This is a genomic window from Bradyrhizobium sp. WBOS08 (assembly GCF_024585125.1).
GTDB lineage: Bacteria > Pseudomonadota > Alphaproteobacteria > Rhizobiales > Xanthobacteraceae > Bradyrhizobium > Bradyrhizobium japonicum_B.
Genome location: NZ_CP028988.1, coordinates 4817122 through 4842268, shown reverse-complemented (window position 1 = coordinate 4842268; position 25147 = coordinate 4817122). Strand labels below are relative to the sequence as shown.

The following is a 25147-nucleotide window of genomic DNA, read 5'->3' as shown; positions in this document are numbered from 1 at the left end:
AGCCCGTAATGAACCGGGGTCAATTAGGCCTGTTGTTCAAAATCGCGAGCGTGACCATTGGTTTATGGGCCTTGCTCGGCTAGAAGGAACACCAAGTCCCTCGGATGCTGGCCGGGCGCCTTGGGTTTGCCGCAACATTCCCCCAAGACGTCTCGACGCCGCCCCGGCGGGTGCTTGAACGCTTTTGAAGCGAGCCTCAAGGGTTCCAGGTGCGCCAGATCATACCATCGCATTGGAAGCAGAGGATCCGGAATTTCTTCCTGGATCTCGATGCGCGCATCGACTCCTCGCTGTTCTCCTCGGCCAAGGGCATCCGCGAGCTCTACGAGCGCTACTCGACCTTCATGGACCGGTTCTATGTCGGACGCTGGAAGCGCTGGGTGTTCATCGAGCCGCTGTCGGAGGCGGCGACGCTGGGCCTGGGCGGCCTGGTCGTGATGCTCGCCCTCGCCATCCCCGCCTTCCGCGAGACCGCGGACGAGGACTGGCTGAAGAAGTCCGATCTCGCGGTGAGCTTCCTCGACCGCTACGGCAATCCGATCGGCAGCCGCGGCATCAAGCACAACGATTCGATCCCGCTGGAAGATTTTCCGGACGTGCTGATCAAGGCGACGCTGGCGACCGAAGACCGCCGCTTCTACGAGCATTTCGGCATCGACATCGCCGGCACCGCGCGCGCGCTCGTCACCAACGCGCAGGCCGGCGGCGTCCGCCAGGGCGGCTCCTCGATCACCCAGCAGCTCGCCAAGAATTTGTTCCTGAGCAACGAGCGCACCATCGAGCGCAAGGTCAACGAGGCGTTCCTCGCGATCTGGCTGGAATGGCGCCTGACCAAGAACGAGATCCTCAAGCTGTATCTGGACCGCGCCTATATGGGCGGCGGCACCTTCGGCGTCGATGGCGCGGCGCATTTCTACTTCAACAAGTCGGCGCGCGACGTCACGCTGGCGGAAGCGGCGATGCTCGCCGGCCTGTTCAAGGCCCCGACCAAGTACGCGCCGCACATCAACCTGCCCGCTGCACGCGCCCGCGCCAACGTCGTGCTCGACAATCTCGTCGACGCCGGCTTCATGACCGAGGGCCAGGTGTTCGGCGCCCGCCGCAATCCGGCCTTCGCGGTCGACCGCCGCGACGAGGCCTCGCCGAACTATTATCTCGACTACGCCTTCGAGGAGATGCGCAAGCTGGTCGACACCTTCCCGAAGTCCTACACCGAGCGCGTCTTCGTGGTCCGCACCGCGATCGACACCAACGTGCAGAAGGCGGCGGAAGACGCGGTCGAGAACCAGCTGCGCCAGTTCGGCCGCGACTATCACGCGACGCAGGCCGCGACCGTCGTCGCCGATCTCGACGGCGGCATCCGCGCCATGGTCGGCGGCCGCGACTACGGCGCCAGCCAGTTCAACCGCGCCACCGACGCCTATCGCCAGCCCGGCTCCTCGTTCAAGCCCTACGTCTACACCACCGCGCTGCTGAACGGGTACACGCCGAACTCGATCGTGGTCGACGGTCCGGTCTGCATCGGCAATTGGTGTCCGCAGAATTATGGCCATTCCTATTCCGGCTCGGTGACGCTGACGCAGGCGATCACGCGCTCGATCAACGTGGTGCCGGTGAAGCTGTCGATCGAGATCGGCCGGAAGAACGAGCCCAAGACGCAGAACCCCGCCAAGGTCGGCCGCGCCAAGATCGTCGAGGTCGCCCGCCGCTTCGGCCTCAAGGCGCCGCTGCCCGACACGCCGTCGCTGCCGATCGGGTCGGACGAAGTCACGGTGCTCGAGCACGCCGTGGCCTACGCCACGTTCCCGAACCGCGGCAAGGCGGTGACGCCGCATGCGGTGCTGGAGGTGCGCACCGGCGCCGGCGACCTGGTCTGGCGCTGGGACCGCGACGGGCCCAAGCCGCGGCAGGCAATCCCGGCCTCCGTCGCCGCCGACATGGCCGGCATGATGAGCCACGTGGTCAGCGAGGGCACCGCGCGCCGCGCCGCGCTCGACGGCATCCCGACCGCGGGCAAGACCGGCACGACCAATGCCTATCGCGACGCCTGGTTCGTCGGCTACACCGGCAACTTCACCTGCGCGGTCTGGTACGGCAACGACGATTATTCGCCGACCAACCGCATGACCGGCGGCTCGCTGCCGGCGCAGACCTGGCACGACATCATGCTGGCGGCGCATCAGGGCGTCGAGGTCCGGGAGATCCCCGGCATCGGCATGGGCCAGAAGCTGCCGCCGCACCATGTCAGCAACGCGCAGGCCAACGCGGCGCCGAAGATCCTGGAGACCAAGCCGGGTCCGCCGCCGGTGCTGACCAAGCGCGGCGCCGACATCCTGGTGCGGGTCGAGAAGCTGCTGGACGACGCAGCCAGGACGGCGCGGAAATCGGCGGATGCCGACAGCAAACCATCCCCGGCGACGAGCGCGCTCGCGTTCCCGCAGAACTATGCGGAAGAGAAGGCCAACGCCTCGGCCCCGCGCAAGAACTGATCGAAACAAGTGCGGCTGATCCTGATCACATTGACGGCCCTTCTGCTCGCGACGGTGGTCGGCGTCGGCGCGACCTGGATGACGACGACGCGCGGCACCGACATCGGCGCGCTCACCATCGGCGCCTGGACCGCGCGGCCGCGCACCGGCACCGCCGACGTCGATCCGTATTCGCGCGCCACCATCGTCCGCAGCGGCGAGCTGCCGATCGGCACCGGCGACGGCGTCGCCTTCACCGCCACCACCGACGACAAGAAGAAGCCGCTCGACGGCCGCTGCGACGTGATCGTCTCCGGCGTGACGCCGCCGGCGCGGTTCTGGACGCTGACGCTGTACGACCGCAAGGGCCATCTCGTCGCGAACTCGCTTGCCCGCTACGGCTTCACCAGCCAGGAGATCGTGCGGTCCTCCGACGGCTCGTTCGAGATCCGCATCGCCTCGCGCTCGCGCGCCGGCAACTGGCTGCCGACCGGCGGCATCGAGCGCTACGCGCTGATGCTGCGCCTCTACGACACCCCGGTCGGCGTCGCCACGCGCACCCAGCGCGATGCGCCGATGCCCAGCATCAGCACGGCGGGCTGTTCATGATCCGCCTGCTGTTCACCATCGTTGCCGGCATCGTTCTGGGCCTGGTGGTCCATCTCGTCAGCGTGCTGGCGCTGCCGCGGATCGCGACGCAGGACGCCTATTCGCGGCTGACGCCGATGACGAAGGTGAACGGCGTCACCCAGCTTCCGCTCGCCGATCCCTCGACGTCGCCGATGCCGTTCATGGACCCGGCCTTCGCGCTGGCGATCTGCCGCTACGACCTCTCGGGCGGACCGATCAAGCTCACCGTGCCGGTGAGCCAGGCCTACACCTCGGTGTCGTTCTACACCCGCAACGAGATCGCCTATTACGCCATCAACGACCGCTCGGCGGGCCGCAAGGTGATCGAGCTCGATTTGATGACCGAGGCGCAGCACAGCGAGCTGCCCGAGGACGAGGAGGTCACCGCGGCCGACCGCCTGATCATCGATTCCCCGACCGCCACCGGCCTGATCGTGATGAAGGCGCTCGCCCCCGAGCCCGGCCTGATGCCGCAGGCGCAGGCAACGCTGCAGGCCGCGACCTGCGCGCCGCAGACCGAGCCGCCGGCCAAGGCCGACACCAAGCGCGGCCGGCGCTGACGCGGCCATTTCGGCCCCCTCGAGACAAAAAGTGCGAAAACAACCCCATGCACAGGTGCGGGGGCATTGAAATCATTGGGCTCCTTGTTCGCGCTCGGAGGCGCAAAGCTTCGTGTCATCACCTTTGACACGTCGGGCAAAACACCGGCAGACTACGATCATCGAGAGTGCAAAGCACCCGCACGGAGCAATCCGTCGCGGAAGCCTTGCAGCTGCAAGCAACTCCTCTGGCGAGCACCATGTCATCGGACAAGGAAGCTTCGCCTCTTGGCTGACGCGCTTGCGCTGGCCGAGCGCGACTTTCTCACGCCGCGGAACTGAGTTCACGACGGCCGCTTGCCCGAATGCCCGCGCCGCGCCCACAGCAGCGCCACTGGCCCCAGCGCGATTCCGGTCGCGAGCACGATGAACACCAGCAGCCAGCCGCTGGCACTCTGCGGGCCGCCGGCGACATCGAGTGCGACGCCGGTCCCCCAGGCGCCGAGCGCCGACAGACCGAAGCCGACCGTCGAGTGCAGGGCCAGGGTCGCGCCGCGATGCTCGGAGACGGCCGCCGCGGACATGCCGGCGGTCAACGCGCCTGAATCGGCTGGCACCGTCACGCCGTAGATCATCAGTAGCAGCGCGAGCACCCAGGCGGGGGCGCTCGCGTTGAAGCCGATCACCAGCGCGACGCAGGCCGAGGCGATCATCACGACCGTGATGGCGCGATGCCGTCCGAATTTCAGGGCGGCCTCGTTGCCGAGGATGCTGGCGGGCATCGAGATCACGGCGAAGCAGAAGCTCATCAGCACCGGCGTCATCCAGGACGGCTCGCCTTGATGCGCAACGACGAAGGTCCAGAAACCGACCAGCCAGGTGCGAATGCCGTAGAGCTCGAAGCAGTGGGCGCCGTAGCCGAGGATGTAGCCGAGCGCCTCGCGATTGGCGAGGACGGGTGCGAAGTCGAGAAGACGCCCGGACTTCGGCGCTGGCCGCCGCCCCTCGATCAGCAGGCACGCGAGCACCATCGCGACGGGGCCGACGCCGGTGACATAGAACGCGCTCCGCCATCCCCAGCGGTCGGCGAGGATCTGCGCACCCAGGAACGACAGGCCGACGCCGACCGAGAAGCTCGACGTGTACAGCGTCACCGCCCGCGAGGTGTCGCCGGCGGGCAACCGGTCCGTCAGCGCCTTCAGTCCCGGCATGTAGGCGCCGGCGAAGCCCAATCCCGCGAGCGACCAGATGATGGTCCCCGACCAGAATCCCTCGGCAAAGATGCCGAAGGCGATGGTCGCAAGCCCGCTGACGATGGAGCCACAGAGCAGCACGATCCGCGCGTCGATGCGATCGGTCAGCGTCGTCAGCACCGGGACGGCGAGCATGTAGCCGAACGCATAGCCGCTCGCCATCAACCCGCCTTCGGCGGCGGACAGCCCCCATGCCGGCATCAGATGCTGCGCCAGATTCGCCGACAGCGTCACGTGCGGCAGCAGATTGCCGAGCTGGCCGATGCACATCGCCGCAATCAGCGATCCCCCGCTCAGGCTGCGAATGCGCTCCTCCCATCTGGTGCAGGGCCATCGCATATGCGCTTTGCGAGACCTGAGCGCGCGCCTCGTCCTTCGAGACGACCGCTTCGCGGTCTCCTCAGGATGAGGCTCAGCAGCATTGGCGCTCGTTGAGACCAGTGCCGCGCATCCCGGTCCTCATCCTGAGGGCACGCCGACGGCGGGCGTCTCGAAGGATGGCCACAAGCGAGACCGCTCCCATATGCGATTGCCCTCCCGTGGTGGGACCGGGTCATGAACAGCCGCAGCCGGTGCGGCCTGCCTTCTTGGCATTTTCGTCGGCGGCGCAGCAGGCCGACGCCTCCTCCTTCGCCGGCCCGCCACAGCATCCCGCATCCGCCGCCTCGACACCACCGCGCGTGCAGACGCCGGTCTCCGGCAGCACGAGCTCGACCCGCGCGGCAGCCTTCTTGTCGCCGGCAATGTCGGCCGCGATGGAGCGCACCTGCTCGTATCCCGTCATCATCAGGAAGGTCGGCGCACGGCCGTAGGACTTCATGCCGGCGAGATAGAAGCCCGGCTCGTCGTGCGCGAGCTCGCGCGCGCCGTGCGGACGGACCGTGCCGCAGCTGTGCTCGTTGGGATCGATCAGCGGCGCCAGCGCGACAGGCGCCTCGATGGCGGGATCGAGCCGCAGCCGCAGCTCGGACAGGAACGACAGATCGGGGCGAAAGCCGGTGGAGACGACGAGCTCATCCGCCACCACGTGGCGCGCACCGCAGCCGTTGCCAGCCGAAATTTTGAGACGACCCTCGGTCTCCGAAAGGTGCGTGACACCGAATTCACTCTCCACCCTGATCTTGCCGGCGGTCACGAGTGCGGCAAAGGCGGAGCCCAGTTCGCCGCGCGCGGAAAGCTTGTCGTTACGGCCGCCGCCGAAAGCCTTGGCCGGATCGGCGCCGCGCAACAGCCAGATCGCTTGCCTGCCCGGTACCTCGCCCGCGAGCTGCGCGAGATCGATCAGCGTACCGACCGCGGAATGGCCGGCACCGAGCACGGCGACAATCTTGCCGGCATATCTGGCGCGCTCCGTGCCCCGCACATCCGGCATGCCATAGGCGATGCGGTCGGCGCGCTCGCGCTCGCCGATCGCGGGCAAACCGTTGCTGCCGGCGGGGTTGGGAGAGAACCACGTGCCCGATACGTCGATGACGGCATCGGCATGCAGGACCTCGGGACCCCTGCCGTTCTGATAACGGATCTCGAAGGGCGCCAGCTCCCTGCCCCTGGTCTTCGCCTTGTCGAAGCCGGCGCGGCTGATCGCCGTGACCCGGCTCGAGGTCCGGATTGTCTCGCGCAGCTTCGTGCGCGTCGCGAGCGGCGTCAGATAGCGGTCGATCAGCTCGCTGCCGGCCGGATAGGATTGCGGGTCCGGCGAATTCCATCCCGTCGGCGCGAGCAGGCGCGCCGCCGCCGTGTCGACATTGTATTCCCATGGCGAGAACAGCTGAACATGCTGCCACTGGCGGATCGCGTGCGCGGCTTCAGGCCCGGCCTCGAGCACGATGGGCGACATGCCGCGTTCGAGCACATGAGCTGCGGCAGCGAGGCCGACAGGCCCTGCCCCGATGATGGCGACGGTCTTGACGTTCATTCTGGCCATTCCCGCTTCTCCCATATTTCTAGAATCATCGAACAAGCTCGCAAAAGGATCAAGCCGCCGTTCGCGCCGCCTTGCACCCGGCTTCGTCGGCGCAGCATTCCGCCGCCATGAAGGCGAGGAGGCCGCGCATCGCGTCAAAGTTCGCGTGGCAGATCAGCGTGGTCGATTCCCTGACCTGGCTGACGAGCCCGACCGCTACGAGGGTCTTGATGTGATGCGACAGCGTCGATGCCGGAATCTTCAGCTTCTCCTGCAGGCGGCCGACGGGCATGCCCGCGTGCCCGGCCCGGACCAGGGCCCGGTAGATCTGGAGCCGGGTTTGATTGCCCAGGGCCTCCAGACGTGCTGCTGCATCGGCGATCTTCATGACGTTGATGCTGCACTCGTTCGCCCCGCTTGTCAAACCATATTTCTAGAATATTCGAATTACGATGCGGCCGGGGACGAGATGGGGCTTGACTCGGCCCCATAATTCCATAAATCTGGATATATGGAAAACGAAGAAGCCGTCCTCGCCCTCGCCGCACTGGCCCAGCCGACCCGCCTGGAAGCGTTCCGGACGCTGGTGCGGCACGAGCCCGACGGTCTTGCCGCCGGCGATCTCGCCCGCCTGCTCGAGGTTCCGCAGAACACGCTGTCGGCGCATCTGGCGATCCTGAGCCGGGCGCGCCTCGTCGCCTCCGAGCGGCACAGCCGCTCGATCGTGTACCGCGCCAATCTCGGCGAATTCCGCGACATCGCGGTGTTCCTGTTGCGCGATTGCTGCGGCGGACGTCCCGAGGTCTGCAATCCCGTCGTCGAAACCCTGCAATCCTGCTGCTCGCCGAAACGGAAGGAGCGAAGCCGTGCCTGACCCGATCTACAACGTCCTGTTTCTATGCACCGGCAATTCGGCGCGATCCATCCTGGCCGAGTCGATCCTTCGCAAGGACGGCGCCGGCCGCTTGCGGGCCTTCTCCGCCGGAAGCACGCCAAAGGGCGCGGTGCATCCGCTGGCGCTGCGCACGCTCGAGACCCTGGAGTATCCGACCGACGGCATGCGCTCGAAAAGCTGGCTCGAGTTCGCCGCGCCCGATGCGCCGGTGATGGATTTCGTCTTCACCGTTTGCGACAACGCCGCCGGCGAGTCCTGTCCGATCTGGCCAGGCCAGCCGATGACGGCGCACTGGGGCATCGAGGACCCTGCCGCCGCCGAAGGCACGGATCTGGAGAAGCAGGCTGCGTTCGTCACCGCGTTCCGCTATCTGAAGAACCGGATCGATACGTTCGTGAGCCTTCCGCTGCGGAGCATTGACAAGCTCTCGCTCGGCACCAGGTTGCGCGAGATCGGCCGCTCCGACGGCGCGACGTCCAACCGAGACGACGTGGCGTGACGATGGGCATCTTCGAACGCTACCTCACGCTGTGGGTCGCGCTTTGCATCCTCGTCGGCGTCGCGCTGGGGCACGTCATGCCCGGCTTCTTCGGCACGGTCGCGGCCGCCGAGGTCGCCAAGGTCAACCTGCCGGTCGCGGTCCTGATCTGGCTCATGATCGTGCCCATGCTGCTGAAGATCGACTTCGGCTCGCTGGGCGAGGTGCGGAAACATTGGCGCGGCGTCGGCGTCACCCTCTTCATCAACTGGGCGGTGAAGCCGTTCTCGATGGCGCTGCTCGGCTCCTTCTTCATCGGCCATCTCTTCGCGCCGCTGCTGCCGGCCGGCCAGATTTCGTCCTACATCGCCGGCTTGATCCTGCTGGCGGCCGCGCCATGCACCGCGATGGTGTTCGTGTGGTCGAACCTGTGCGAGGGCGAGCCTCACTACACGCTGAGCCAGGTCGCCCTGAACGACGTGATCATGGTGTTCCTGTTCGCGCCGCTGGTGGGACTGCTGCTGGGTGTGGCCTCGATCAGCGTGCCCTGGGGCACGCTGCTGCTCTCCGTCCTGCTCTACATCGTGGTTCCCGTGATCGTCGCGCAGCTGTGGCGCAAGGTGCTGTTGCGAGGCGGCACTGCCGGCTTCGACCGCGTCATGCGCACGCTACAGCCGCTGTCGCTGGTCGCGCTGCTCGCCACATTGGTGCTGCTGTTCGGCTTCCAGGGTGAGCAGATCGTCAGCCAGCCGCTCGTCATTGCCATCCTCGCCGTGCCGATCCTGGTCCAGGTCTATCTCAATGCGGGCTTGGCGTACTGGCTGAGCCGGCGGTTTGGCGTGGCCTGGTGCGTCGCCGCTCCAGCCGCCCTCATCGGCGCGAGCAATTTCTTCGAGCTGGCGGTCGCCGCCGCGATCAGCCTGTTCGGACTGGATTCCGGCGCCGCGCTGGCGACCGTGGTCGGCGTGCTGGTCGAGGTGCCCGTGATGCTGTCCGTCGTCCGCATCGTCAAGGCGACGCGGGGCTGGTATGAAGCGGGCGCCGCCAGCGCTGCCACGGCCTTGGCGGCCCGCCAGTAAGGCGTCTGCCCGACGCATTCTCTCCAGAACCCATCGCAGGTCGGCGCGTGATGGCAGCAGCTGTCACGCGACAGTAGGACGCAAGCGCAAACCGATTGCGCCGTTGATGCCGCAAATCGCGAGAGCTATCGATCGGCAAAGCCAATATTCGATCGGGAGAAACGCATGAGCACCATCACCGGCGGCTGTCACTGTGGCGCAATCCGTTATGAGGTCGAGGGCGACGCGATCGTGCACGCGCTGTGCCACTGCCGCGATTGCCGCCTCCACGCCGGCGCACCGGTGGTCGGCTGGACGATGTATCCGGAGAACGCCGTCAAGGTGACCAAGGGCGAGCCCAGGATCTACAGCTCGTCGGAACACGGTCGGCGGCATTTTTGCGGCAATTGCGGCACCGGCCTGTTCTACTTCAATGCCAGCCTGTTGCCCGGAATGATCGACATCCAGAGCGCGACCTACGACGATCCCGAGGCCGTGCCGGCGACGATGCAGATCCAGGTCGCCGAACGTCTTCGCTGGATGGAGCATGCGCACGAACTGCCGGCGTTCGACCGCTATCCGCCGCAGCCATAGCGGCGGAGGATGACACCGGCTCTTTTGGCGTCATCCAGGGCAGGCATGACTCGTGGCGGCGCCTGCGCGCACGCCTCGTCCTTCGAGACGGCGCTGACGCGCCTCCTCAGGATGACGCTCAACGGCGTCAGCGCCCGTTGAAGCTGCCGCCGCGCACTCCGCCCTCATCCTGAGGAGCCCGCCTAAAGCGGGCGTCTCGAAGGATGGCCGCAGAGAAAAGCTCTCATATGCGACAGCGCTGGTCATCGGAGGATTGGCAATGTTCGGCTCGTGCATCAGCTCATCGATCGCAGCATCGCCAGACGCGTACCCGCGCAGCTCGCCATATCCGGCTCAGCCGATCACCTGCGAGCCGATAAAGCGCATGAATGGCCTTTGACCATCGGCACCGAACAGCACGACCGTGTAAGGCTCCGGCTTGCCGCCTTCCATCCCGGGCGATCCGACCGGCATGCCCGGCACAGCGAGCCCTTTCGCAATGGGGCGCTCCGAGAGGAGGCGCCGCACGGCTGCGGCCGGCACATGTCCCTCGATGAGATAACCTGCGACCTCCGCCGTGTGACACGCGGCCAGGTCCGAGGGGATGCCGAGACGATTCCGAACCGCGTCGAGATCGGCGGTCTCCTCCACCTGGACGACATATCCTGCGTCCCGGAGATGCTGCACCCAGCCCGCGCAGCAGCCGCAGCTCGGATCCCTATGCACCGTGATGGTGGCTTCTTGGGCCTGCGCCGCAACGGCAGGCCTGGCCAGCACTGCCGCCACTGCCGCCGCCATCAGCCCTGCAAGTGACCGACGGGTCATCACATGTCCGCGTTCCCTCATCTTCGGATTCCTTTCTTCATCGCTGGATATCGAGGCCGGAGCGTCGCAGGCATCAACGGGGGCTCGCCTGGCCCTCGTACATAAACGTCATGGGCTTCAGCCCGTTCATATAGCCGGTGCGCATCTCGTCGATACGAAAGCCGTTGCGAGTCAAGATGTCAGCGATGTTCCGGTTGAGATGACAACCGCCCGAGATGCGCATCCATGCGGGGGTCAGGCGATCTTGCCACCAGCGCACGTTCGGTTCGGGCGCGCGGCCATGCTCGACGAAGATCAGCTTCCCGCCCGGTTTCAGCACACGGCGGGCCTCCGTCATCGCGCGATCGACGTCCGGAATGCTGCACATGGTCCAGGTCGTCAGGACCGTGTCGATGCTGCGGTTCTCGATCGGCATAGCCTCGGCCGAAGCTTCAACGAGATCGACCGGAGTCTCCAGATGCGGCGCGTGTCGCGCCATCTCGAGAAGCCTTGGAGCGGGCTCGAGACCCACAAGCTGCGTCACCGTAGCTCCGTAGAACGGCAGGTTGCGGCCGGACCCGACGCCGATCTCGAGGACCCGGCCCTGGGCCGCGCGGGCCGCGCGTTGCCGGTAGGGCGCAAGTTCCTTATTCCGCATCGCAAGGTCGCAAAGCCGCGGCAGAATGACGTCGTTGTAGAAGCCCATGCGCGCATCTCCTGGCATCGCTGTCCCCAATATTAGCGCGATGACGACCAATGCGGCGATCAATTCCATCGGCCCAACGTTTCTGACAGCCGTTCGACATCACCGACCTCATTCGGCAGACTGCAGCACCCGCAATTCCGGGCTGATCGACTTTGTCATTTCGGTCGGCTGTCCCTTGTCCTCGGCCTCGGGCGGCAGGTGGAGGCCTTTGACCAGGCCGAAGATCGCGGGAATCACGATCAGCGTCAGCAGCGTCGAGGAGATCATCCCGCCGATCATCGGCAGCGCGATGCGCTGCATGATCTCCGATCCGGCTCCGGTGCTCCACATGATCGGCAGCAGGCCCGCCATGATGGCGACCACGGTCATCATCTTGGGCCTGACGCGCTCGACCGCGCCCACCATGATGGCGTCGTGGAGATCGGCCCGGGTGAAGACCCTGCCCTCGGCGTCGCGCCTCGCCTTCATCTCGGCCAGGGCGTGATCGAGGTAGATCAGCATCACGACGCCGGTCTCGGCGGCGACGCCCGCGAGCGCGATGAAGCCGACCGCGACCGCGACCGACAGGTTGAAGCCGAACCACCACATCATCCAGATGCCGCCGACCAGCGCGAACGGCAACGACGCCATCACGATCAGGGTCTCGGTCAACGCCTTGAAGTTCAGGTACAGCAACAGGAAAATGATCGTCAGCGTCACCGGCACGACGATCTTGAGGCGCGCTGCCGCGCGCTGGAGATATTCGTACTGGCCGCTCCAGACCACATAAGTGCCGGCGGGAAACTGGATGCTCTCCGTCACCGCGCGTTGCGCGTCCGCGACGTAGCTGCCGATGTCGCGATCGCGGATGTCGACGTAGATGTAGGTCGCGAGCTGGCCGTTCTCGGTCCGGATCGAGGTCGGCCCGCGCGCCGGCTCGACCTTGGCGACCTCGCCGAGCGGCACGGCGCCGCCCGCCGGCATCGGCACCAGGATGTCGCTAGCGATCGCCTTGGGATTGTCGCGCAGGTCGCGCGGATAGCGCATGTTCACGGTGAAACGCTGCCGGCCCTCCACGGTGGTCGTCACCGTCTGGCCGCCGAGCGCGGCGGCGATGGTGTCCTGCACGTCCTGGATCAGGATGCCGTAGCGGGCGAGCGCCTCGCGGTCGGGGACGATCTCGAGATAATAGCCGCCGATGCCGCGCTCGGCGTAGGCCGAGGACGTGCCCGGCACGGTCTTGATCACCCGCTCGACCTGCCGCGCCAGCCGGTCGATCTCGACGAGATCGGTGCCCATGACCTTGACCCCGACCGGCGTGCGGATGCCGGTCGACAACATGTCGATGCGGGCCTTGATCGGCATGGTCCAGGCGTTGGAGACGCCTGGGAATTGCAGCGCTTTGTCCATCTCCGCGATCAGGCTGTCGATGGTGACGCCGGGACGCCATTGCTCCCTAGGCTTCAGGTTGACGACGGTCTCGAACATCTCGGTCGGCGCCGGATCGGTCGCGGTCGCCGCCCGCCCCGCCTTGCCGTAGACGGAGGCGACCTCGGGGAACGACTTGATGATGCGATCCTGCGTCTGCATCAGCTCCGCGGCCTTCGTGACCGAGATGCCGGGCAGCGTCGTCGGCATATAGAGCAACGTGCCCTCGTTCAGCGTGGGCATGAACTCGGTGCCGAGTTGCCGGGCGGGCCAGATCGTGACGGCGAGCACGACGAGCGAGGCCAGGATCACCAGCGTCCTGGCGCGGAGCACGCCCTTGATCACGGGCCGATAGACCCAGATCAGGAAACGGTTGATGACGTTCCGGCTCTCCGGCACGATCCGGCCGCGGACGAAGATCACCATCAGCGCCGGCACCAGGGTGACGGACAAGAGGGCCGCAGCCGCCATTGCGAACGTCTTGGTGAAGGCGAGCGGGCTGAACAACCGTCCCTCCTGCGATTCCAGCGTGAAGATCGGCATGAACGACACGGTGATGATCAGCAGGCTGAAGAACAGCGCGGGCCCGACCTCGGACGCCGCATCGATCAGGATCTGCACGCGGGACTGGTCCGGCTTTGCCCGCTCCAGGTGCTTGTGCGCGTTCTCGATCATGACGATGGCGGCATCCACCATGGCCCCGATCGCGATCGCGATGCCCCCTAAGCTCATGATGTTCGAGCCGAGGCCGAGCAGCTTCATGGCGCCGAACGCCATCAGCACGCCGACCGGCAGCATCAGGATCGCGACCAGCGCGCTGCGGACGTGCAGCAGGAACACGATGCAGACCAGCGCGACGACGATGCTCTCCTCGAACAGGGTGTGCTTGAGCGTGTCGATGGCCGCGTAGATCAGGCCGGAGCGATCGTAGACCGGGACGATCTCGACCGATTTCGGCAGGCTGCTCGCGATCTCCTTGAAGCGCCTCTTGACGTTCTCGATGACGTCGAGGGCGTTGACGCCGAAGCGCTGCAGCACGATGCCGCTGGCGACCTCGCCCTCGCCGTTCAGCTCGGTGATGCCCCGCCGCTCGTCCGGTCCGAGCTCGACATTGGCGACGTCGCGCAGCAGCACCGGCGTGCCGTTGCTCGTCTTCAGCACGATGTTGCCGAGATCGTTGATGCTCTTGATGTAGCCCTTGCCGCGGATGACGTATTCGAACTCGGCGAGCTCGACGGTGCGGCCGCCGACATCGGCGTTGCTGGCGCGGATGGCCTCGCGGATCTTCTGCATGCTGATGCCGCGATCGCGCATCCGCTGCGGATCGAGCACCACGTTGTACTGCTTGACGAAGCCGCCGATGCTGGCGACCTCGGCGACGCCTTCGGCCTTGGCCAGCGCGAACTTCAGATTCCAGTCCTGGATCGTGCGGGTGTCCGCCAGGTTCAATTCCTTCGACAGAACCGCATATTGGTAGACCCAGCCGACGCCGGTCGCATCTGGACCGATGGTCGGGCTGACGCCGGCGGGCAGCCGCGACGCAGCACCGTTCAGGAATTCCAGGACGCGCGAGCGCGCCCAGTAGATGTCGGTGCCGTCCTCGAAGATCACGTAGACGAACGACGCGCCGAAGAACGAGAAGCCGCGGACGACCTTGGATTTCGGCACGGTCAGCATCGCCGTGGTCAAGGGATAGGTGACCTGGTCCTCGATCACCTGCGGCGCCTGGCCGGGATATTCGGTGTAGACGATGACCTGGGTGTCCGAGAGGTCCGGGATCGCATCCAGCGGCAGATGGATCAGCGCATAGAGACCGGCCGCGGCGGCGAAACCGGTGCCGAACAGCACCAGCAGCAGATTGCGCGCCGACCAGGCGATGATTCGGGCGATCATTTGTGCTCTCCCGTCGCATGACCGGGCTCGGGAGCCTGGGGCGCTCCTTCGGCAAAGCCCTTGAGCGCGGCCTTCAGGTTACTCTCTGCATCGATCAGGAAGTTGGCGGATGTGACCACCGCCTCGCCCTCGCCGAGTCCATCCCGCACCTCGATGTAGCCGCCGCCGCGCCGGCCGAGCTTCACCTCGCGCGGCTCGAAGCGCCCCTCGCCCTTGTCGACGAGGACGGCCTGGCGCGTACCGGTGTCGAGCACCGAGCTGTCCTGGATCGCCAGCACGGGCGCGCCATCGGCCGTGTCGATGTCGGCATCGACGTACATGTCCGGCAGCAGCGCCGCGTCCGGATTGGCGAGCTCGATCCGGACGCGAACCGTCCTCGTCTCGCGGTTCACCTGCGGATAGACCACGGCGATCCTGCCGCTGAAGGTGCGGCCGGGAAAGCTCCGCGCGCGCACCGCCACCGACTGCCCCACCGCGACATTGCCGAGATCGCGCTCGGCGACGTCGACCAGCGCCCAGACCTGCGAGATGTCGGCGATCCGGAACAGCACGTCGCCGGGATTGGCGCGCATGCCTTCGATCGCGCTGCGCTCGAGCACGATGCCGTCGCGCGGCGCCGACCAATGGACGGTGACGGGCGCGACGCCCGTCTTCTCCATTTCGGCAATGACAGGCTCGGGCACGTCGAGATTGACCAGCCGTTGCCGCGAGCCGCGCCCGTAGGCCTCGATCCCGCCCGTGGTTCTCGAATTGATCGTCGAGAGATATTCCGCCGCGGCGGAGGCGACCGCCGAGCTGTAGATCTCCATCAGGGGCTGGCCCGCCTTCACGCGCGTGCCGGTGGTGACGTCGGCGACCTTCTGCACGAAACTCTCGGCGCGCATCGCGATCACCGAGACGCGGCGCTCGTCGAGCTGGATCGTGCCGGGCGCCTTGACCGCGACGCGGATGGCGCGCCGGCGGGCCGGCTCGGATCTCACGCCGGTGCGCTGGATCTTGCCCGGCGAGAGCTTCACCGTGCCGTCGTCGACCTCATCGCCTTCGTAGACCGGGATATAATTCATCCCCATCGGATCCTTCTTCGGCACCGGCGAGGTGTCGGGCAGGCCCATGGGATTGCGGTAGTAGAGGATCTTTCGCGTCGACGCCGCCTCTGCCGGCTTCGGGGCCGCCGCGGTTGCCTGATCGTCGTCGTAGACCGGCAGATAGTCGCGGCCGCGGTCGTCCTTCTTCGGAGCGGCGGACCAGAGCGGCGCGCCACTCGGGTCGCGGTAATAGAGCGGAGGCTGATTCGCCTCGGCCGTAGCCAGGGTCGCCTCGGCATGAACCGACCAACTCCCCTCGTGCGAGAACCAATACGCGCCCGAGGCGAGGCCGCCGCTGAGCGCGAGAATCGTCAGGAGACGCAGCGTCTTCATGGTGTGTCATCGCGCGCCGGGCGCGCGTCCATCTGAATGGGACAGGGAAGTCCGGACGCCGCGGACGGCGTCCGCACGCTCACTTGGTCGCCGTGACGATCACCTTGCCGGTGACGGTCTCGGCCTCGCCCTGCACCTTGGCGGACAGCGTGACCTGGTAACGGCCGGCCATCGGCAGGTCGGTCTTGAAGGCGTAGACGCCCGGCTCCTTCGAGGGCAGCGGCGCGACATCGGAGACCATCTCCGCCATCCCGTCCGGAGCCATGTCGACGCGGGTCTTGAAGATGACGGCGTCCGCCACGGGCTTGCCGGTCTGCTTGTTGGTCAGGCGAACCGAGAGCGTGACGTCGTCGCCCTTCTTCATCTGCGCGTTGACGGGCTCGAAGGCGTAATCGCCGGCGCCCGCCATGGCGGCAGAAGCGGCAAGCGAAAGGGTGGCGGCGAGAGCCGCTGTGCTGAACTTCGAAAGCATTGTCCTGTCCTCATGATCTGATCTTTCGCCGTGGCGCAGGAAGCGCGCACGTCAGTCGTCGACGCGCGCAGGCAATGCCGCTCGCGTCCTTGAGCTTGGCGAGATCAGATTCGAGGAGGCCGGAAGGGAGGACTGCCGTCGCGGACGGAGACGACCTGATCGTCAGGAATGGCGACCGTGCTCGCCGCAATGGCGAAATACCCGAAGGCGACGGGCCTGACGTCGTCGAGCGCAACCAGCCCGCCGACGCAGCAGAAGCCCATCCCGCATTTGTAGCCGACGGTCTGGGCAGGCGTTCCCTTCATGTCAGGGCAGCAATCGTCCATCGCCATCTCGGCGTCGCCGCCGATCGGCATGGCCATCTGCATGTCCGACGACATGGCAAGGCCGGATGCGGACACGCCAGCCGGCAGCATCGCCAGGGATATGGCGATCGCGAATGCCAGGATGGTACGGACGAACCGCATCGATGATCGACTTGCCTTTCGGGGCTGCAACGCCTCTTTTCTAACATATCCCGGAGCCGGCGGCGCTCGTTGATCCGGATCAAGCATTCGTGACCAGGGTCCTTTACGGCGGTCGACAAATTGGCCCGGGTTAAAGGCTGGACTATCCCAGCAGGCCCTTCAAGCCGGCATAGATGGAACCGACACCGGTCGCGGCGACGCCAGCCAGCGGGCCGACGGTCTGCATCAGGTCCTGGATCAGGCGGGCGCGGCGGCGCAGTTGCTCTTCGCCGACGTGCTGCCCGAGCAGGCGCGCCACGCGGAAGGCGAACGCGTTCGGCTTGCCGCCCTGGGTCAGCACGCGCGGCAGCACCTGGAAGATCACGACGCTGAGGATGTTGCCGGAGACGAAGGCCAGCAGGATGCTGGCGCCATATTCGAACACTTCGCGCCATTCGATCCAGGCTTCCGGCAGGATCGGGACGTGATCGTGAATTCCCGTGACCGTCAGCATCGACAGGACGCTGACGGCTGCAGCCAGGAACGCCAGCACCAGGGCCGTCAAGGTCGAAACCCGGTGCAGCGGGTAGGCTACGAATCCGAACAGCAGAGGTATGACGATCGAGGCGATCCGAAGCGGGATCGGCGACACGTTGAAGGTGATGGTCACGAGCACGTGCGCGATCACCAGAAGAAGGGACGGTATCGCGACGTAGAGAACCGCATGCGTCGTAAAATAGCGCAGCGGGTTCTTGTACCGCTCGAGCCGGACATTGACCCGGTCGAGATCGCGCCTGAGCTTATCGAGCTCGGCGACGATGTCGTCGATCTCGAGTAGCATCGGCCGCACGATGCGCAGGTCCCGCGAGCAATGCTTGCAGGCGATGGCCTCGTCCTTGATCGTCTCGGCGCAGAACGGACACTCCATCGCTAGCGCGACTTCCGTCGTTGTCTGATAGCTTGCACTTCGTCCCTGGCACGCCTCAATTCATCGCGCAGCTGCTCGCGCTTGCGCAGGAGATCGTCGCGCTCCGCGACCAAAGAGGCGGGAACGGCGATGTCGCGCCCGCAGTCGCCGCAAACCAGAGCACCCTCCGCAGTTTCGGCGCAGCAATAAGGGCAGCTCACTTGGGTGCGACCTTCAGCGTGAAGACGGTCGTGCCCGACCGGCCGTCGCTGTCCTTGATGTCGACACGCACGGCGTATTCGCCGGGCGGCAGTTCCGCGTCCTGGATGTTGATGCCGTCCGCCTTCACGAACGGCTTGACCCGCGGGGTGAGGTCCACGTTCGGCGTCCGGAGGAAGATCATCTTGACCGACTCCGGATCGATCTTTGCCCCGCCGAACGACTCGAACTTCAACACCAGCGGCATCGGTGAGCTGACGGCAGCGCCGGGCGAGATGAATTCGACCTTCGGACCGCGCAGGATGCCACGACGGTCTGCTGCGACCGCTCCCTTCGGCGGCGGCAGCTTGGCTTCCTCCTCCGTGATCAATTGCGTGGCGCGCGCAGGTGCCGAAAGCAACAAAGCTGCTGCCATTACCCCCAACAAGACATTCCGCATCATGGTCCGTTCACCCCTTCCCTCACCTTGTCATCACCGCACGCCGCCATCGCCGATGATCGTGTACGGCGCCCAGAACAGCGGATGCGCATAGGCAAACTCGGTCTTGCCCTCGCTGTCGAGATAGCCGGGCCCATCGACGAGGGCCATCGCCGCCTGGCGCAGCGCCTCGCTGCGCGACAGCCTGGGATCGTCGGCCTGCCGCTTGAACAGATCCGTCACCAATTGCCGCGCCGATTGCGAATGCACCGACCAGTTCGTCACCAGCAGCGCACGCGTTCCGGCGTAGAAGAACGCGCGACCGAGTCCGGATGCCGCCTCGGCCCCCGCGCCGGCGCCCGCGCCGGTGTTGCAGGCCGACAGGATCACCCAATCCGCATCGAGCTTGAGGCCGAGAATCTCCTCCATGGTCAGGAGACCGTCGCCGCTCTCCCCCGTCACAGCCGGCGACGATAGAGCGAGCGCCGGCTGAGTCAGACCGTTCAGCTCGCCAGGGACGAGGCCGTGGGTGGCGAAGGCCAGGATCCTGAAGCCGGACAGATTCATGGTCTTGACCGCACTCTCGGTGGCGTCCTTGCCGAGGAACAGCACCTTCGACGGATCGGCCTGCAGCGCCAGCGCAATCGATTTCAGCTCGTCCGCGGTATCGGGAAGCCGGGGCAGCAGACCGAGCTCGGCGCTGTCGACGCCATCCAGCTTCGGACTGTTGCGCCGCTTCAGCGGGCCACCGCGCGTGACATTGCCGCCGGCGTCGGCGACCTGAATCTTCTCCCCGCCGCCGTCCGCCTCGGCCTGCTGTTCACCGTTGAAATAGGGATCGCCGAAGGCGACGAGGTCGCCGCGGCCGGGCTTGCCCGGCGGCAATTGCCGGAGCGTGCGCAACGCCGCCGCGGACGGCACCGTCGACACGGCATGAGTTCGCGCCAGCCACGGCACGTTGCGATAGCCGACGAAGAGCGGGTCCTCCTCGGCGGCCACCTGGGCCGGTGCCGTGGGCAACAAGGAAAGCGGCAGCAGCCCGAGCGCGCCATTGGTGACGACGATGAGGTTCTTGGCCGGCTTCCAGCCGCTCTCAACTGGCTTGAGCAGCAACTCGTAGAGCTCGTGGCCGAGCGCGAGGTCGAAGGGCGGAATGTCCGAGATCATCGCCGCCGGCGGCTCGAGGGCTTCGCGCAGCTTGCGGATCTTGCTCTCGATGTCGCCGATCTTGGCAGGCACGGCGGCGAACGCCACCGGTCCCGACTTCGGCACTGCCCAGACGAAGCTGCCATTCTGGCCGAAATAGAACGACAGCATGGCCTCGTCGTCGGCCAGCGTCGCGCGGATCTCGGCGACGCTCGGCGGCTTGGGCGAGACGAGATCGGCATAAATCGGGAACTTCTGCTTGATCTCCAGGCGCGCCTTGTCCCGCTGGCTGCGCAAGGCCGCGATCGACGCCTGGATCTGCCCAACGCCCTTCTCGTCGCGTTCCGCTGCCGGGAGCGCGAGCACATTGTTGAGCGTGCCGAGCTGGGCGTTGACCTGCTTGGTCAGGTCCTGCTCCTTGCGCACGAGTTCGGCGAGCGCGGGATCCTTGGCCGCCGCACGCGCACTCGACGCCGCTAGCGCCTGCTGGACCGAGCGGCCGCGGATGGCATCGGCGAGGCTGAACGTCTCCTCGCCGACATCCTTGCCGGTCCCTTCGGCCCTCGCGAGCAGCACCAAGTAGCTCTCGACGATGGTCTGCAGCCGCTGGCTGCGCGCGGCGACCACCGTGGTGTTCTCGTCATCGGCGTTCTCGTTGGCGCTCGCCATCATCACCGGAATGGCGGCCTTGTACTCGCGGATCGCCTCGGCATCGCGCTTGGCACGCATCAGGCCGACGGCCAGCGTGCCGCGAGCCGACGCGGCATCGAAGTGATTTTCCCCGACCCGGGCGATCTGCTTCTTCAGGAGCTGCTCGGCGGCCGCGATGCCTGCGTCCAACTGCCCGGAACCGTAGAGCGACAGGATGCGGGAGGGATTGAGCTCGAACACCTGGCGACGCTGGGGCTCCCAGCCGGCGACCGCCTTGTCGATCCGCGCAAACATCTCGCTGGCTTCGGCATTCTGGCGGCGGAGCGTCAGAATGCCGGCGAGCTGCGACAGCAATTGCACCGTCGCTTGCGATTGCTCGGGCACGCCGACCTTGTTGTTGATCTCGAGCGCGACGCGGCCCAGCTTCTCGGCCTCTTCGTAACGACCCTGGTCGACCAGTATGCCCGCCAGGCCCATGACGAAGCGTGGCGTAACCGAGTTGTACTTGCCGGTGTCCTTCAGGCGCGAGAGCAGCGCGCGACGCGCATCCACCTCGGCCTCGGCGAGGCGCCCTTGCTTGGCCTTCATGCGCGCCTGGCTCAGCACGGTGCCGTCGATCGCCTGCAGCAAAACGGTTTCCGCCGGCGCATTGTCCGCTGCCAGGATCGCCTTCGTGCTCGCGCGCTTGCGCAGCTCGGCGTTGCGATAGGCCGCCTCGGCGTCGGCAAACTGCCCGCGCGCCTCGAAGATCATGGCGCGCGTGAGCTCCGTCTCGCCTTCCCAGCTCTGGCCGAACTTGGCATAAGCCGATCGCCAGTTGGGATGGCCGCTGGTGCGAGCCTCCTGGATCACGGTCTGGCTGCGGCGGAGATAGGCTTCAGCCTGCGCGATGTCGCCCATCTGGATGAGGACGGCCGCAATCCCGCGGTTCGTCACGAACTGCAATCCCTTGGCGCCCGGCATGCTGGCCGATTCACGCAACAGCCTTTGCATGATATCGAGCGCACGTTTCGGATCGCCTGCAAGCGAGTGCTGCAAGGACTGCAGCTGCAGCATCCGCCCCAGCGCGTTCGGGCCGACGGCGCCGCGCCCGACCTCCACGGCCTTGTCGGCGTCGGTCATCGCTTCGGCGAGCCGGCCGAGCTGGGCACGTGCATTGGCGCGGTCGAAATAGAGTTGGGCCAGATCAGCCCGCGACTCTTTCCCCGTCGGTACGGCGTCGGCGTCCGACTGCAACTCCGCGATCGTCTTCTCGTCGGGCCTGTCGCCGTCGAGGACGGCCGTGATGTCGGCGATGCTGCGGGGCGGCGCGACGAAATCCTTCGGCAGCGCCGTACCGAGTTCGAGCTTGGGTGCAGCTTCCTTGGGAAGCTCGACCGCGACGTTGGCGCGGCCATTGGCGGCATTCAGCGCCGCCATCGCACAGGCCCTGACCTGAGGCGATGCCTTGGCGCGGCAGGCTTCGAGATTGGCGCCTCCGCCTGCGCGCATGCAGGCCTGCACGATCGGCTTGCCGACGCTCATGCGGCAATTCTCCAGCGCTGCCTCCCTGCTCAACGCGGCGGCGGAGCCGGCCGATCCGAGCAGAATGGCAAGTGCCAGCAGGTGGCGCGGGGAAACATCCAGACGGCTCTTGAAAGGACGCGCGGCGTCTAAGCTCATCTCGAAGGACCTTCGGGTAAAATGACTTTGAAGAAACGGGACAATCCTATCCGGCCGGCCGGGAAGGACAAGCATTATCAATGCGGTTCCCGAACGCGCTCAACAGGGCTTCAACGGCTCCGTCCGGGGCCAGGAAGGAGGATCGCCGGGTCCGGCCCGGTTCGCGCCGACAAGCCGCGTCGCACGATCGCCGCCTCGACGGGCGGCCGGCCCGCGCGCTCAGCCCTTCGAGATGACAGCGCGGCCGTAGGGCGGTTGCGCCTGGACCGGCGGGTTGGCGGTCTGGGCGGCGAGCTCGCCGATCAGGCGGTCGGCGTCGGCAGCCATGCCGTCGGGGGCCTGGATCACCAGGCGCTCCAGCGCCCAGCGGTAGGACGAGACGCGCTGCTCCAGGCATTGCTGCACCCACTGCACGATCAGCGAGTTCTCCTGCATGCGCGCGACCGCATCGTCCCTCTCCCGCGGCGAAAGCGAGGAGACGCGGGCCATGCTGGCATCGCGCTTCCTGTCGAGGTCGATGACGCGGATCGCGGAGGCGAAGAATGGCTCGAAACGGGTGATGTCGTTGCGCACGTCCTCGATCAGCAGCGCGTAGCGGGAGGAGTGCGAGCGGTGCGGCTCGTCGATCAGCGTGCGTCCGTACATGGTGCGGTCGAACACGACCTTCTGCCGCCAGGGCGAGGGCAACGCCTTGTAGTCGCCGAACACGCTCTTCCATGCGGGGCGCGACAGCGGCGGCTCGATCATGGGATAGGCGAGGTCGCGCAGCTGGCGCTCCTCGTCGGTGAGCTGGAATTGCGAAGGCTTCAGGCCGACGCTGGACGTGACCTCCGCGCCCAGCCAGCGATGCATGTCGTCGCTGCGCATGCTCTCGCGGGTGCGACCGAAATCGCCGCCGCTGCAGGCGCCGAGCGTGGCGGCAAGCAGTGCGAGCAGGACGGCCGATCTGACGGGCCGGATCTGGCGGATGGTGTCCGGCATTGCCTGAAGCCGGATGTCAGCGACGGCGACGGCGACGCCCCGGCGCTGTGCCCTGCTCTGGGCCGCGGTCGCCGCTGGTTTCATCCGCCTCGCGCTCGATCCGGATGGCGGGAAGAATCAGGATCGTTCCCATGTCCGCGCGCGGAGCGACATCGCCCGACGAGCCCACCCGGCGACCGGCCGGAAATTCAATGATGGTCCCCATGTCAGCTCTCTTCAATTGCCGCGCGACCGAACGCGCCCCTGCAACATGCGAGTCATTAAGATCAGCTCATGGTTAACGGGGTGTAAACGCGGCCCAGCGACCGTAGCCGCACGGGCCGGCCGCGGCGTCCCGTTCAGGCACGGGATCGCTCCAAAGCGAGCGGCGGCCTTCACGCCTCGTTTTCCTTAACGAGCCTTTAAAGGAGCCTGCGCTAGGCTGGCGACCAGTATATTTTCCAGGTCGCGTATCTCTCCATGACCAAGTCGCTGTTTCCCGGATTCGACGGGCTGATGTCCCTCTCCCGCCGCGAAGGCGTCGATGTTCGGCCGACGCTGCTGCGCGTGCTGACCGACCTCTATGTCCAGACCCGCGTCCACAGCGAGGACGAGCAGCGTCAATTTACCGAGCTTGCGACACGGCTGATCGACCAGGTCGACGATGCGACGCGCGCGGCCGTCAAGGCCAAGCTCGCGATCTATCCGCAGACGCCCGTGCCGGTGCTGCAGAAGCTCGGGCTGGTCGCGGCCCAGGAAGGCCGCAGGATTCCGCTCGCCCGCGAGATCCCGGCGCCTGCGCCGCTTCCCACCCCAGCCCGCACGCCGAGCGAGGCCGAACGGCGCATGGCCGCCAGCATGGCAATGCAGCCGAAGGACGCCGCCGAGATCCACGACATGTTCTTCGGCGCCGGCCCATCCGAGCGCGCGCTGATCCTGCACAATCTGGCGCAGACCCCGCTGAAGGCCGCACCGCGGATCCCGACCGTGCGTGCCAAGCGCGCGATTCAGATCCTGGAGATGGCGGCCATCGCGGGCGACGTCGAGAGCTTCGCCCTAGAGCTCGGCGACAGCCTGATCCTGCCCTCGCGCGTCGCAGCCCAGATCGTCGACGATGCAGGCGGCGAAGCCCTCGCGGTCGCGGCGCGCGCGCTCGACATGCCGAGCCCGAACTTCCAGCGCATCCTGCTGTTCTTCAAGCCGGCGATCGGCAATTCCGTGAACGAGGTGTACCGGCTGGCGCGGCTCTACGACCGCCTCAGCGACCGCTCGGCGCTGGTGATGCTGGCGGCCTGGCGCGGCTCCACGCTCGCCGTCACCCGCGCCAAGTACCAGCCGTCCCTGCACGACGGCGAACGCCAGCGCGCCCGCGCCGGCGCGAGCCAGACGCGGCCCGGCGTGCAGCCGGGTGCGCTGCCGGCGCGCCGCACCGGCACCGATGGATCGTCGGAGCGGTAGCGCGGACGGTGGAGCCCGTAGCCCGGATGGAGCGTTGGGCGCGACGCCTCTGCGAGCTCCGTCATTGCGAGCGCAGCGAAGCAATCCAGAATCCCTTCGCAGAGAAATTCTGGATTGCTTCGTCGCTTCGCTCCTCGCAATGACGGCGGTGGTTACGTCTTCGCCAGCTCCAGAAAGTGCCGTCCGGCGCGATCCTCGGTCTCGACGATCCAGGCATCGGGGTCGAAACGAATTTCCTTGGTCAGCCGCTCCTCGATGGTGTGCTCCGGCAAGGGTTGCGGCGCGACCGGCACGAAGAAGCGATCGACGGGGCGGCCGTCGTCATAGGAGGTCTGCGGGGCCGGCACGTACAGCATCGCATGGCCGTCGAGCAGCGACACCTTCACGAACACCGCGCCCGCCTCCTCGGCGCCGCGCCGGCGCACCGCGCCGAACACGCCTTCGGTCTGGCACCGGCGCAGATAGGCGGCGACCCATATGTTGGATTTCAAGCGCATGAGTCGAACGATAGGCCGGCGTGACGCGCGCCGCCAGTGTCAGCGTCCGATTGTCACGCCTTGCCGATGCCTTGCCCACCATTGATCTGGCGCGCGACGAGATATGACAGCGGCATGGCAAGCGCAAAGCCGACGGCGACCGCATAGGGGATGTTTCTGATGGAATCGGCGGCGAAGCTCGGCACCATCAGCACGACGATCAGGCTGACGCCCGCCAGCACCGTACCCAGCATGATCCAGACCAGAACGGAGACCTTGAACATGGCACCCTCTCTTCCTCGTTGAA

Annotated in this window: 24 protein-coding genes; 8 read left to right on the top strand and 16 right to left on the bottom strand. The window is 66.6% G+C overall.

What is annotated here, in order from left to right; all coding sequences use genetic code 11:
• The first annotated feature begins 209 nt into the window (after positions 1-209).
• From DCM80_RS22690 to DCM80_RS22680, 3 genes are read left to right on the top strand one after another with little or no spacing between them, the layout of a single operon-like run.
• The gene (locus tag DCM80_RS22690; protein ID WP_257193780.1) at positions 210-2489 is read left to right on the top strand and encodes a transglycosylase domain-containing protein; all 2280 of its coding nucleotides are present in this window, start codon (positions 210-212) and stop codon (positions 2487-2489) included.
• Between the two features lie 9 nt (positions 2490-2498).
• Positions 2499-3077 carry a DUF1214 domain-containing protein gene (locus tag DCM80_RS22685; RefSeq protein ID WP_257193779.1) on the top strand — a complete coding sequence of 193 codons (579 nt, stop codon included), beginning with the start codon at positions 2499-2501 and terminating at the stop codon, positions 3075-3077.
• Positions 3074-3658 carry a DUF1254 domain-containing protein gene (locus DCM80_RS22680; RefSeq protein ID WP_257193778.1) on the top strand — a complete coding sequence of 195 codons (585 nt, stop codon included), beginning with the start codon at positions 3074-3076 and terminating at the stop codon, positions 3656-3658. Before DCM80_RS22685 ends, DCM80_RS22680 begins: the two co-directional genes overlap by 4 nt.
• A 323-nt stretch (positions 3659-3981) precedes the next feature.
• Here DCM80_RS22680 and DCM80_RS22675 read toward each other — a convergent pair whose 3' ends face one another.
• The 3 genes from DCM80_RS22675 to DCM80_RS22665 all read right to left on the bottom strand — a co-directional run bounded on the left by DCM80_RS22675 (position 3982) and on the right by DCM80_RS22665 (position 7181).
• Positions 3982-5160 carry an MFS transporter gene (locus DCM80_RS22675; RefSeq protein ID WP_257198017.1) on the bottom strand — a complete coding sequence of 393 codons (1179 nt, stop codon included), beginning with the start codon at positions 5158-5160 and terminating at the stop codon, positions 3982-3984.
• Between the two features lie 283 nt (positions 5161-5443).
• On the bottom strand, positions 5444-6805 hold the full coding sequence (locus tag DCM80_RS22670) for an NAD(P)-binding domain-containing protein (RefSeq protein ID WP_257198016.1): 1362 nt from the start codon (positions 6803-6805) through the stop codon (positions 5444-5446).
• 58 nt (positions 6806-6863) lie between these two features.
• Positions 6864-7181, bottom strand: coding sequence for a helix-turn-helix transcriptional regulator (locus DCM80_RS22665; RefSeq protein WP_257193777.1), 318 nt, complete (start codon positions 7179-7181; stop codon positions 6864-6866).
• 123 nt (positions 7182-7304) lie between these two features.
• On the opposite strand from DCM80_RS22665, the gene DCM80_RS22660 reads away from it, so the two are divergent.
• From DCM80_RS22660 to DCM80_RS22645, 4 genes are all read left to right on the top strand, one after another.
• Positions 7305-7667, top strand: coding sequence for a helix-turn-helix transcriptional regulator (locus tag DCM80_RS22660; protein WP_257193776.1), 363 nt, complete (start codon positions 7305-7307; stop codon positions 7665-7667).
• Positions 7660-8187, top strand: a complete 528-nt coding sequence (locus DCM80_RS22655; RefSeq protein ID WP_257193775.1) for an arsenate reductase ArsC — start codon at positions 7660-7662, stop codon at positions 8185-8187. The genes DCM80_RS22660 and DCM80_RS22655 overlap by 8 nt, the downstream gene beginning before the upstream one ends.
• A gap of 2 nt (positions 8188-8189) precedes the next feature.
• Positions 8190-9245, top strand: a complete 1056-nt coding sequence (arsB, locus tag DCM80_RS22650) for an ACR3 family arsenite efflux transporter (RefSeq protein ID WP_257198015.1) — start codon at positions 8190-8192, stop codon at positions 9243-9245.
• Between the two features lie 165 nt (positions 9246-9410).
• Positions 9411-9818 carry a GFA family protein gene (locus tag DCM80_RS22645; RefSeq protein WP_257193774.1) on the top strand — a complete coding sequence of 136 codons (408 nt, stop codon included), beginning with the start codon at positions 9411-9413 and terminating at the stop codon, positions 9816-9818.
• A 333-nt stretch (positions 9819-10151) separates the two neighbouring features.
• Here DCM80_RS22645 and DCM80_RS22640 read toward each other — a convergent pair whose 3' ends face one another.
• From DCM80_RS22640 to DCM80_RS22590, 11 genes are all read right to left on the bottom strand, one after another.
• On the bottom strand, positions 10152-10622 hold the full coding sequence (locus DCM80_RS22640) for a DUF411 domain-containing protein (protein ID WP_257193773.1): 471 nt from the start codon (positions 10620-10622) through the stop codon (positions 10152-10154).
• A gap of 73 nt (positions 10623-10695) precedes the next feature.
• On the bottom strand, positions 10696-11307 hold the full coding sequence (locus tag DCM80_RS22635) for a class I SAM-dependent methyltransferase (protein WP_257198014.1): 612 nt from the start codon (positions 11305-11307) through the stop codon (positions 10696-10698).
• A 108-nt stretch (positions 11308-11415) separates the two neighbouring features.
• The gene (locus tag DCM80_RS22630; protein WP_257193772.1) at positions 11416-14607 is read right to left on the bottom strand and encodes an efflux RND transporter permease subunit; all 3192 of its coding nucleotides are present in this window, start codon (positions 14605-14607) and stop codon (positions 11416-11418) included.
• A complete protein-coding gene (locus DCM80_RS22625) occupies positions 14604-16025 on the bottom strand; it encodes an efflux RND transporter periplasmic adaptor subunit (RefSeq protein WP_257193771.1) in 1422 nt (473 codons plus the stop codon). Before DCM80_RS22625 ends, DCM80_RS22630 begins: the two co-directional genes overlap by 4 nt.
• Positions 16026-16104: 79 nt before the next feature.
• On the bottom strand, positions 16105-16497 hold the full coding sequence (locus DCM80_RS22620; protein WP_257193770.1) for a FixH family protein: 393 nt from the start codon (positions 16495-16497) through the stop codon (positions 16105-16107).
• Positions 16498-16601: 104 nt separating this feature from the next.
• Positions 16602-16964, bottom strand: coding sequence for a hypothetical protein (locus DCM80_RS22615; protein ID WP_257193769.1), 363 nt, complete (start codon positions 16962-16964; stop codon positions 16602-16604).
• A 142-nt stretch (positions 16965-17106) separates the two neighbouring features.
• A complete protein-coding gene (locus DCM80_RS22610; protein WP_257177524.1) occupies positions 17107-17871 on the bottom strand; it encodes a hypothetical protein in 765 nt (254 codons plus the stop codon).
• 196 nt (positions 17872-18067) lie between these two features.
• Positions 18068-18484, bottom strand: a complete 417-nt coding sequence (locus tag DCM80_RS22605) for a hypothetical protein (RefSeq protein ID WP_306556656.1) — start codon at positions 18482-18484, stop codon at positions 18068-18070.
• A 57-nt stretch (positions 18485-18541) separates the two neighbouring features.
• Complete coding sequence (locus DCM80_RS22600; RefSeq protein ID WP_373569366.1) at positions 18542-21946, bottom strand: CHAT domain-containing protein; 3405 nt, start codon at positions 21944-21946, stop codon at positions 18542-18544.
• A 219-nt stretch (positions 21947-22165) separates the two neighbouring features.
• Positions 22166-22927: a hypothetical protein gene (locus tag DCM80_RS22595; RefSeq protein ID WP_257193766.1), complete on the bottom strand. Its 762-nt coding sequence runs from the start codon at positions 22925-22927 to the stop codon at positions 22166-22168.
• 16 nt (positions 22928-22943) lie between these two features.
• The gene (locus DCM80_RS22590; RefSeq protein ID WP_028135396.1) at positions 22944-23132 is read right to left on the bottom strand and encodes a hypothetical protein; all 189 of its coding nucleotides are present in this window, start codon (positions 23130-23132) and stop codon (positions 22944-22946) included.
• Between the two features lie 254 nt (positions 23133-23386).
• Here DCM80_RS22590 and DCM80_RS22585 point away from each other — a divergent pair, with 254 nt between their 5' ends.
• Entirely contained in the window at positions 23387-24364 is a 978-nt protein-coding gene (locus DCM80_RS22585) for a DUF2336 domain-containing protein (RefSeq protein ID WP_257193765.1), read from the top strand.
• A gap of 152 nt (positions 24365-24516) precedes the next feature.
• Here the strand turns inward: DCM80_RS22585 and DCM80_RS22580 are convergent, their stop codons facing one another.
• Positions 24517-24861, bottom strand: a complete 345-nt coding sequence (locus DCM80_RS22580; protein WP_257193764.1) for a DUF1491 family protein — start codon at positions 24859-24861, stop codon at positions 24517-24519.
• Positions 24862-24914: 53 nt separating this feature from the next.
• Entirely contained in the window at positions 24915-25124 is a 210-nt protein-coding gene (locus DCM80_RS22575; RefSeq protein WP_028135393.1) for a hypothetical protein, read from the bottom strand.
• Positions 25125-25147 lie beyond the last annotated feature (23 nt).

Coding starts and splice junctions, on each gene's coding strand:
- DCM80_RS22680 (WP_257193778.1), top strand. CDS start 3,074: ATGATCCGCCTGCTGTTCACCATCGTTGCCGGCATCGTTCTGGGCCTG.
- DCM80_RS22625 (WP_257193771.1), bottom strand. CDS start 16,025: ATGAAGACGCTGCGTCTCCTGACGATTCTCGCGCTCAGCGGCGGCCTC.
- arsB (WP_257198015.1), top strand. CDS start 8,190: ATGGGCATCTTCGAACGCTACCTCACGCTGTGGGTCGCGCTTTGCATC.
- DCM80_RS22580 (WP_257193764.1), bottom strand. CDS start 24,861: ATGCGCTTGAAATCCAACATATGGGTCGCCGCCTATCTGCGCCGGTGC.
- DCM80_RS22635 (WP_257198014.1), bottom strand. CDS start 11,307: ATGGGCTTCTACAACGACGTCATTCTGCCGCGGCTTTGCGACCTTGCG.
- DCM80_RS22620 (WP_257193770.1), bottom strand. CDS start 16,497: ATGCTTTCGAAGTTCAGCACAGCGGCTCTCGCCGCCACCCTTTCGCTT.
- DCM80_RS22595 (WP_257193766.1), bottom strand. CDS start 22,927: ATGCCGGACACCATCCGCCAGATCCGGCCCGTCAGATCGGCCGTCCTG.
- DCM80_RS22665 (WP_257193777.1), bottom strand. CDS start 7,181: ATGAAGATCGCCGATGCAGCAGCACGTCTGGAGGCCCTGGGCAATCAA.
- DCM80_RS22610 (WP_257177524.1), bottom strand. CDS start 17,871: ATGGAGTGTCCGTTCTGCGCCGAGACGATCAAGGACGAGGCCATCGCC.
- DCM80_RS22615 (WP_257193769.1), bottom strand. CDS start 16,964: ATGCGGTTCGTCCGTACCATCCTGGCATTCGCGATCGCCATATCCCTG.
- DCM80_RS22645 (WP_257193774.1), top strand. CDS start 9,411: ATGAGCACCATCACCGGCGGCTGTCACTGTGGCGCAATCCGTTATGAG.
- DCM80_RS22630 (WP_257193772.1), bottom strand. CDS start 14,607: ATGATCGCCCGAATCATCGCCTGGTCGGCGCGCAATCTGCTGCTGGTG.
- DCM80_RS22600 (WP_373569366.1), bottom strand. CDS start 21,946: ATGAGCTTAGACGCCGCGCGTCCTTTCAAGAGCCGTCTGGATGTTTCC.
- DCM80_RS22585 (WP_257193765.1), top strand. CDS start 23,387: ATGACCAAGTCGCTGTTTCCCGGATTCGACGGGCTGATGTCCCTCTCC.
- DCM80_RS22575 (WP_028135393.1), bottom strand. CDS start 25,124: ATGTTCAAGGTCTCCGTTCTGGTCTGGATCATGCTGGGTACGGTGCTG.
- DCM80_RS22605 (WP_306556656.1), bottom strand. CDS start 18,484: ATGGCAGCAGCTTTGTTGCTTTCGGCACCTGCGCGCGCCACGCAATTG.
- DCM80_RS22675 (WP_257198017.1), bottom strand. CDS start 5,160: ATGTGCATCGGCCAGCTCGGCAATCTGCTGCCGCACGTGACGCTGTCG.
- DCM80_RS22590 (WP_028135396.1), bottom strand. CDS start 23,132: ATGGGGACCATCATTGAATTTCCGGCCGGTCGCCGGGTGGGCTCGTCG.
- DCM80_RS22660 (WP_257193776.1), top strand. CDS start 7,305: ATGGAAAACGAAGAAGCCGTCCTCGCCCTCGCCGCACTGGCCCAGCCG.
- DCM80_RS22670 (WP_257198016.1), bottom strand. CDS start 6,805: ATGAACGTCAAGACCGTCGCCATCATCGGGGCAGGGCCTGTCGGCCTC.
- DCM80_RS22640 (WP_257193773.1), bottom strand. CDS start 10,622: ATGACCCGTCGGTCACTTGCAGGGCTGATGGCGGCGGCAGTGGCGGCA.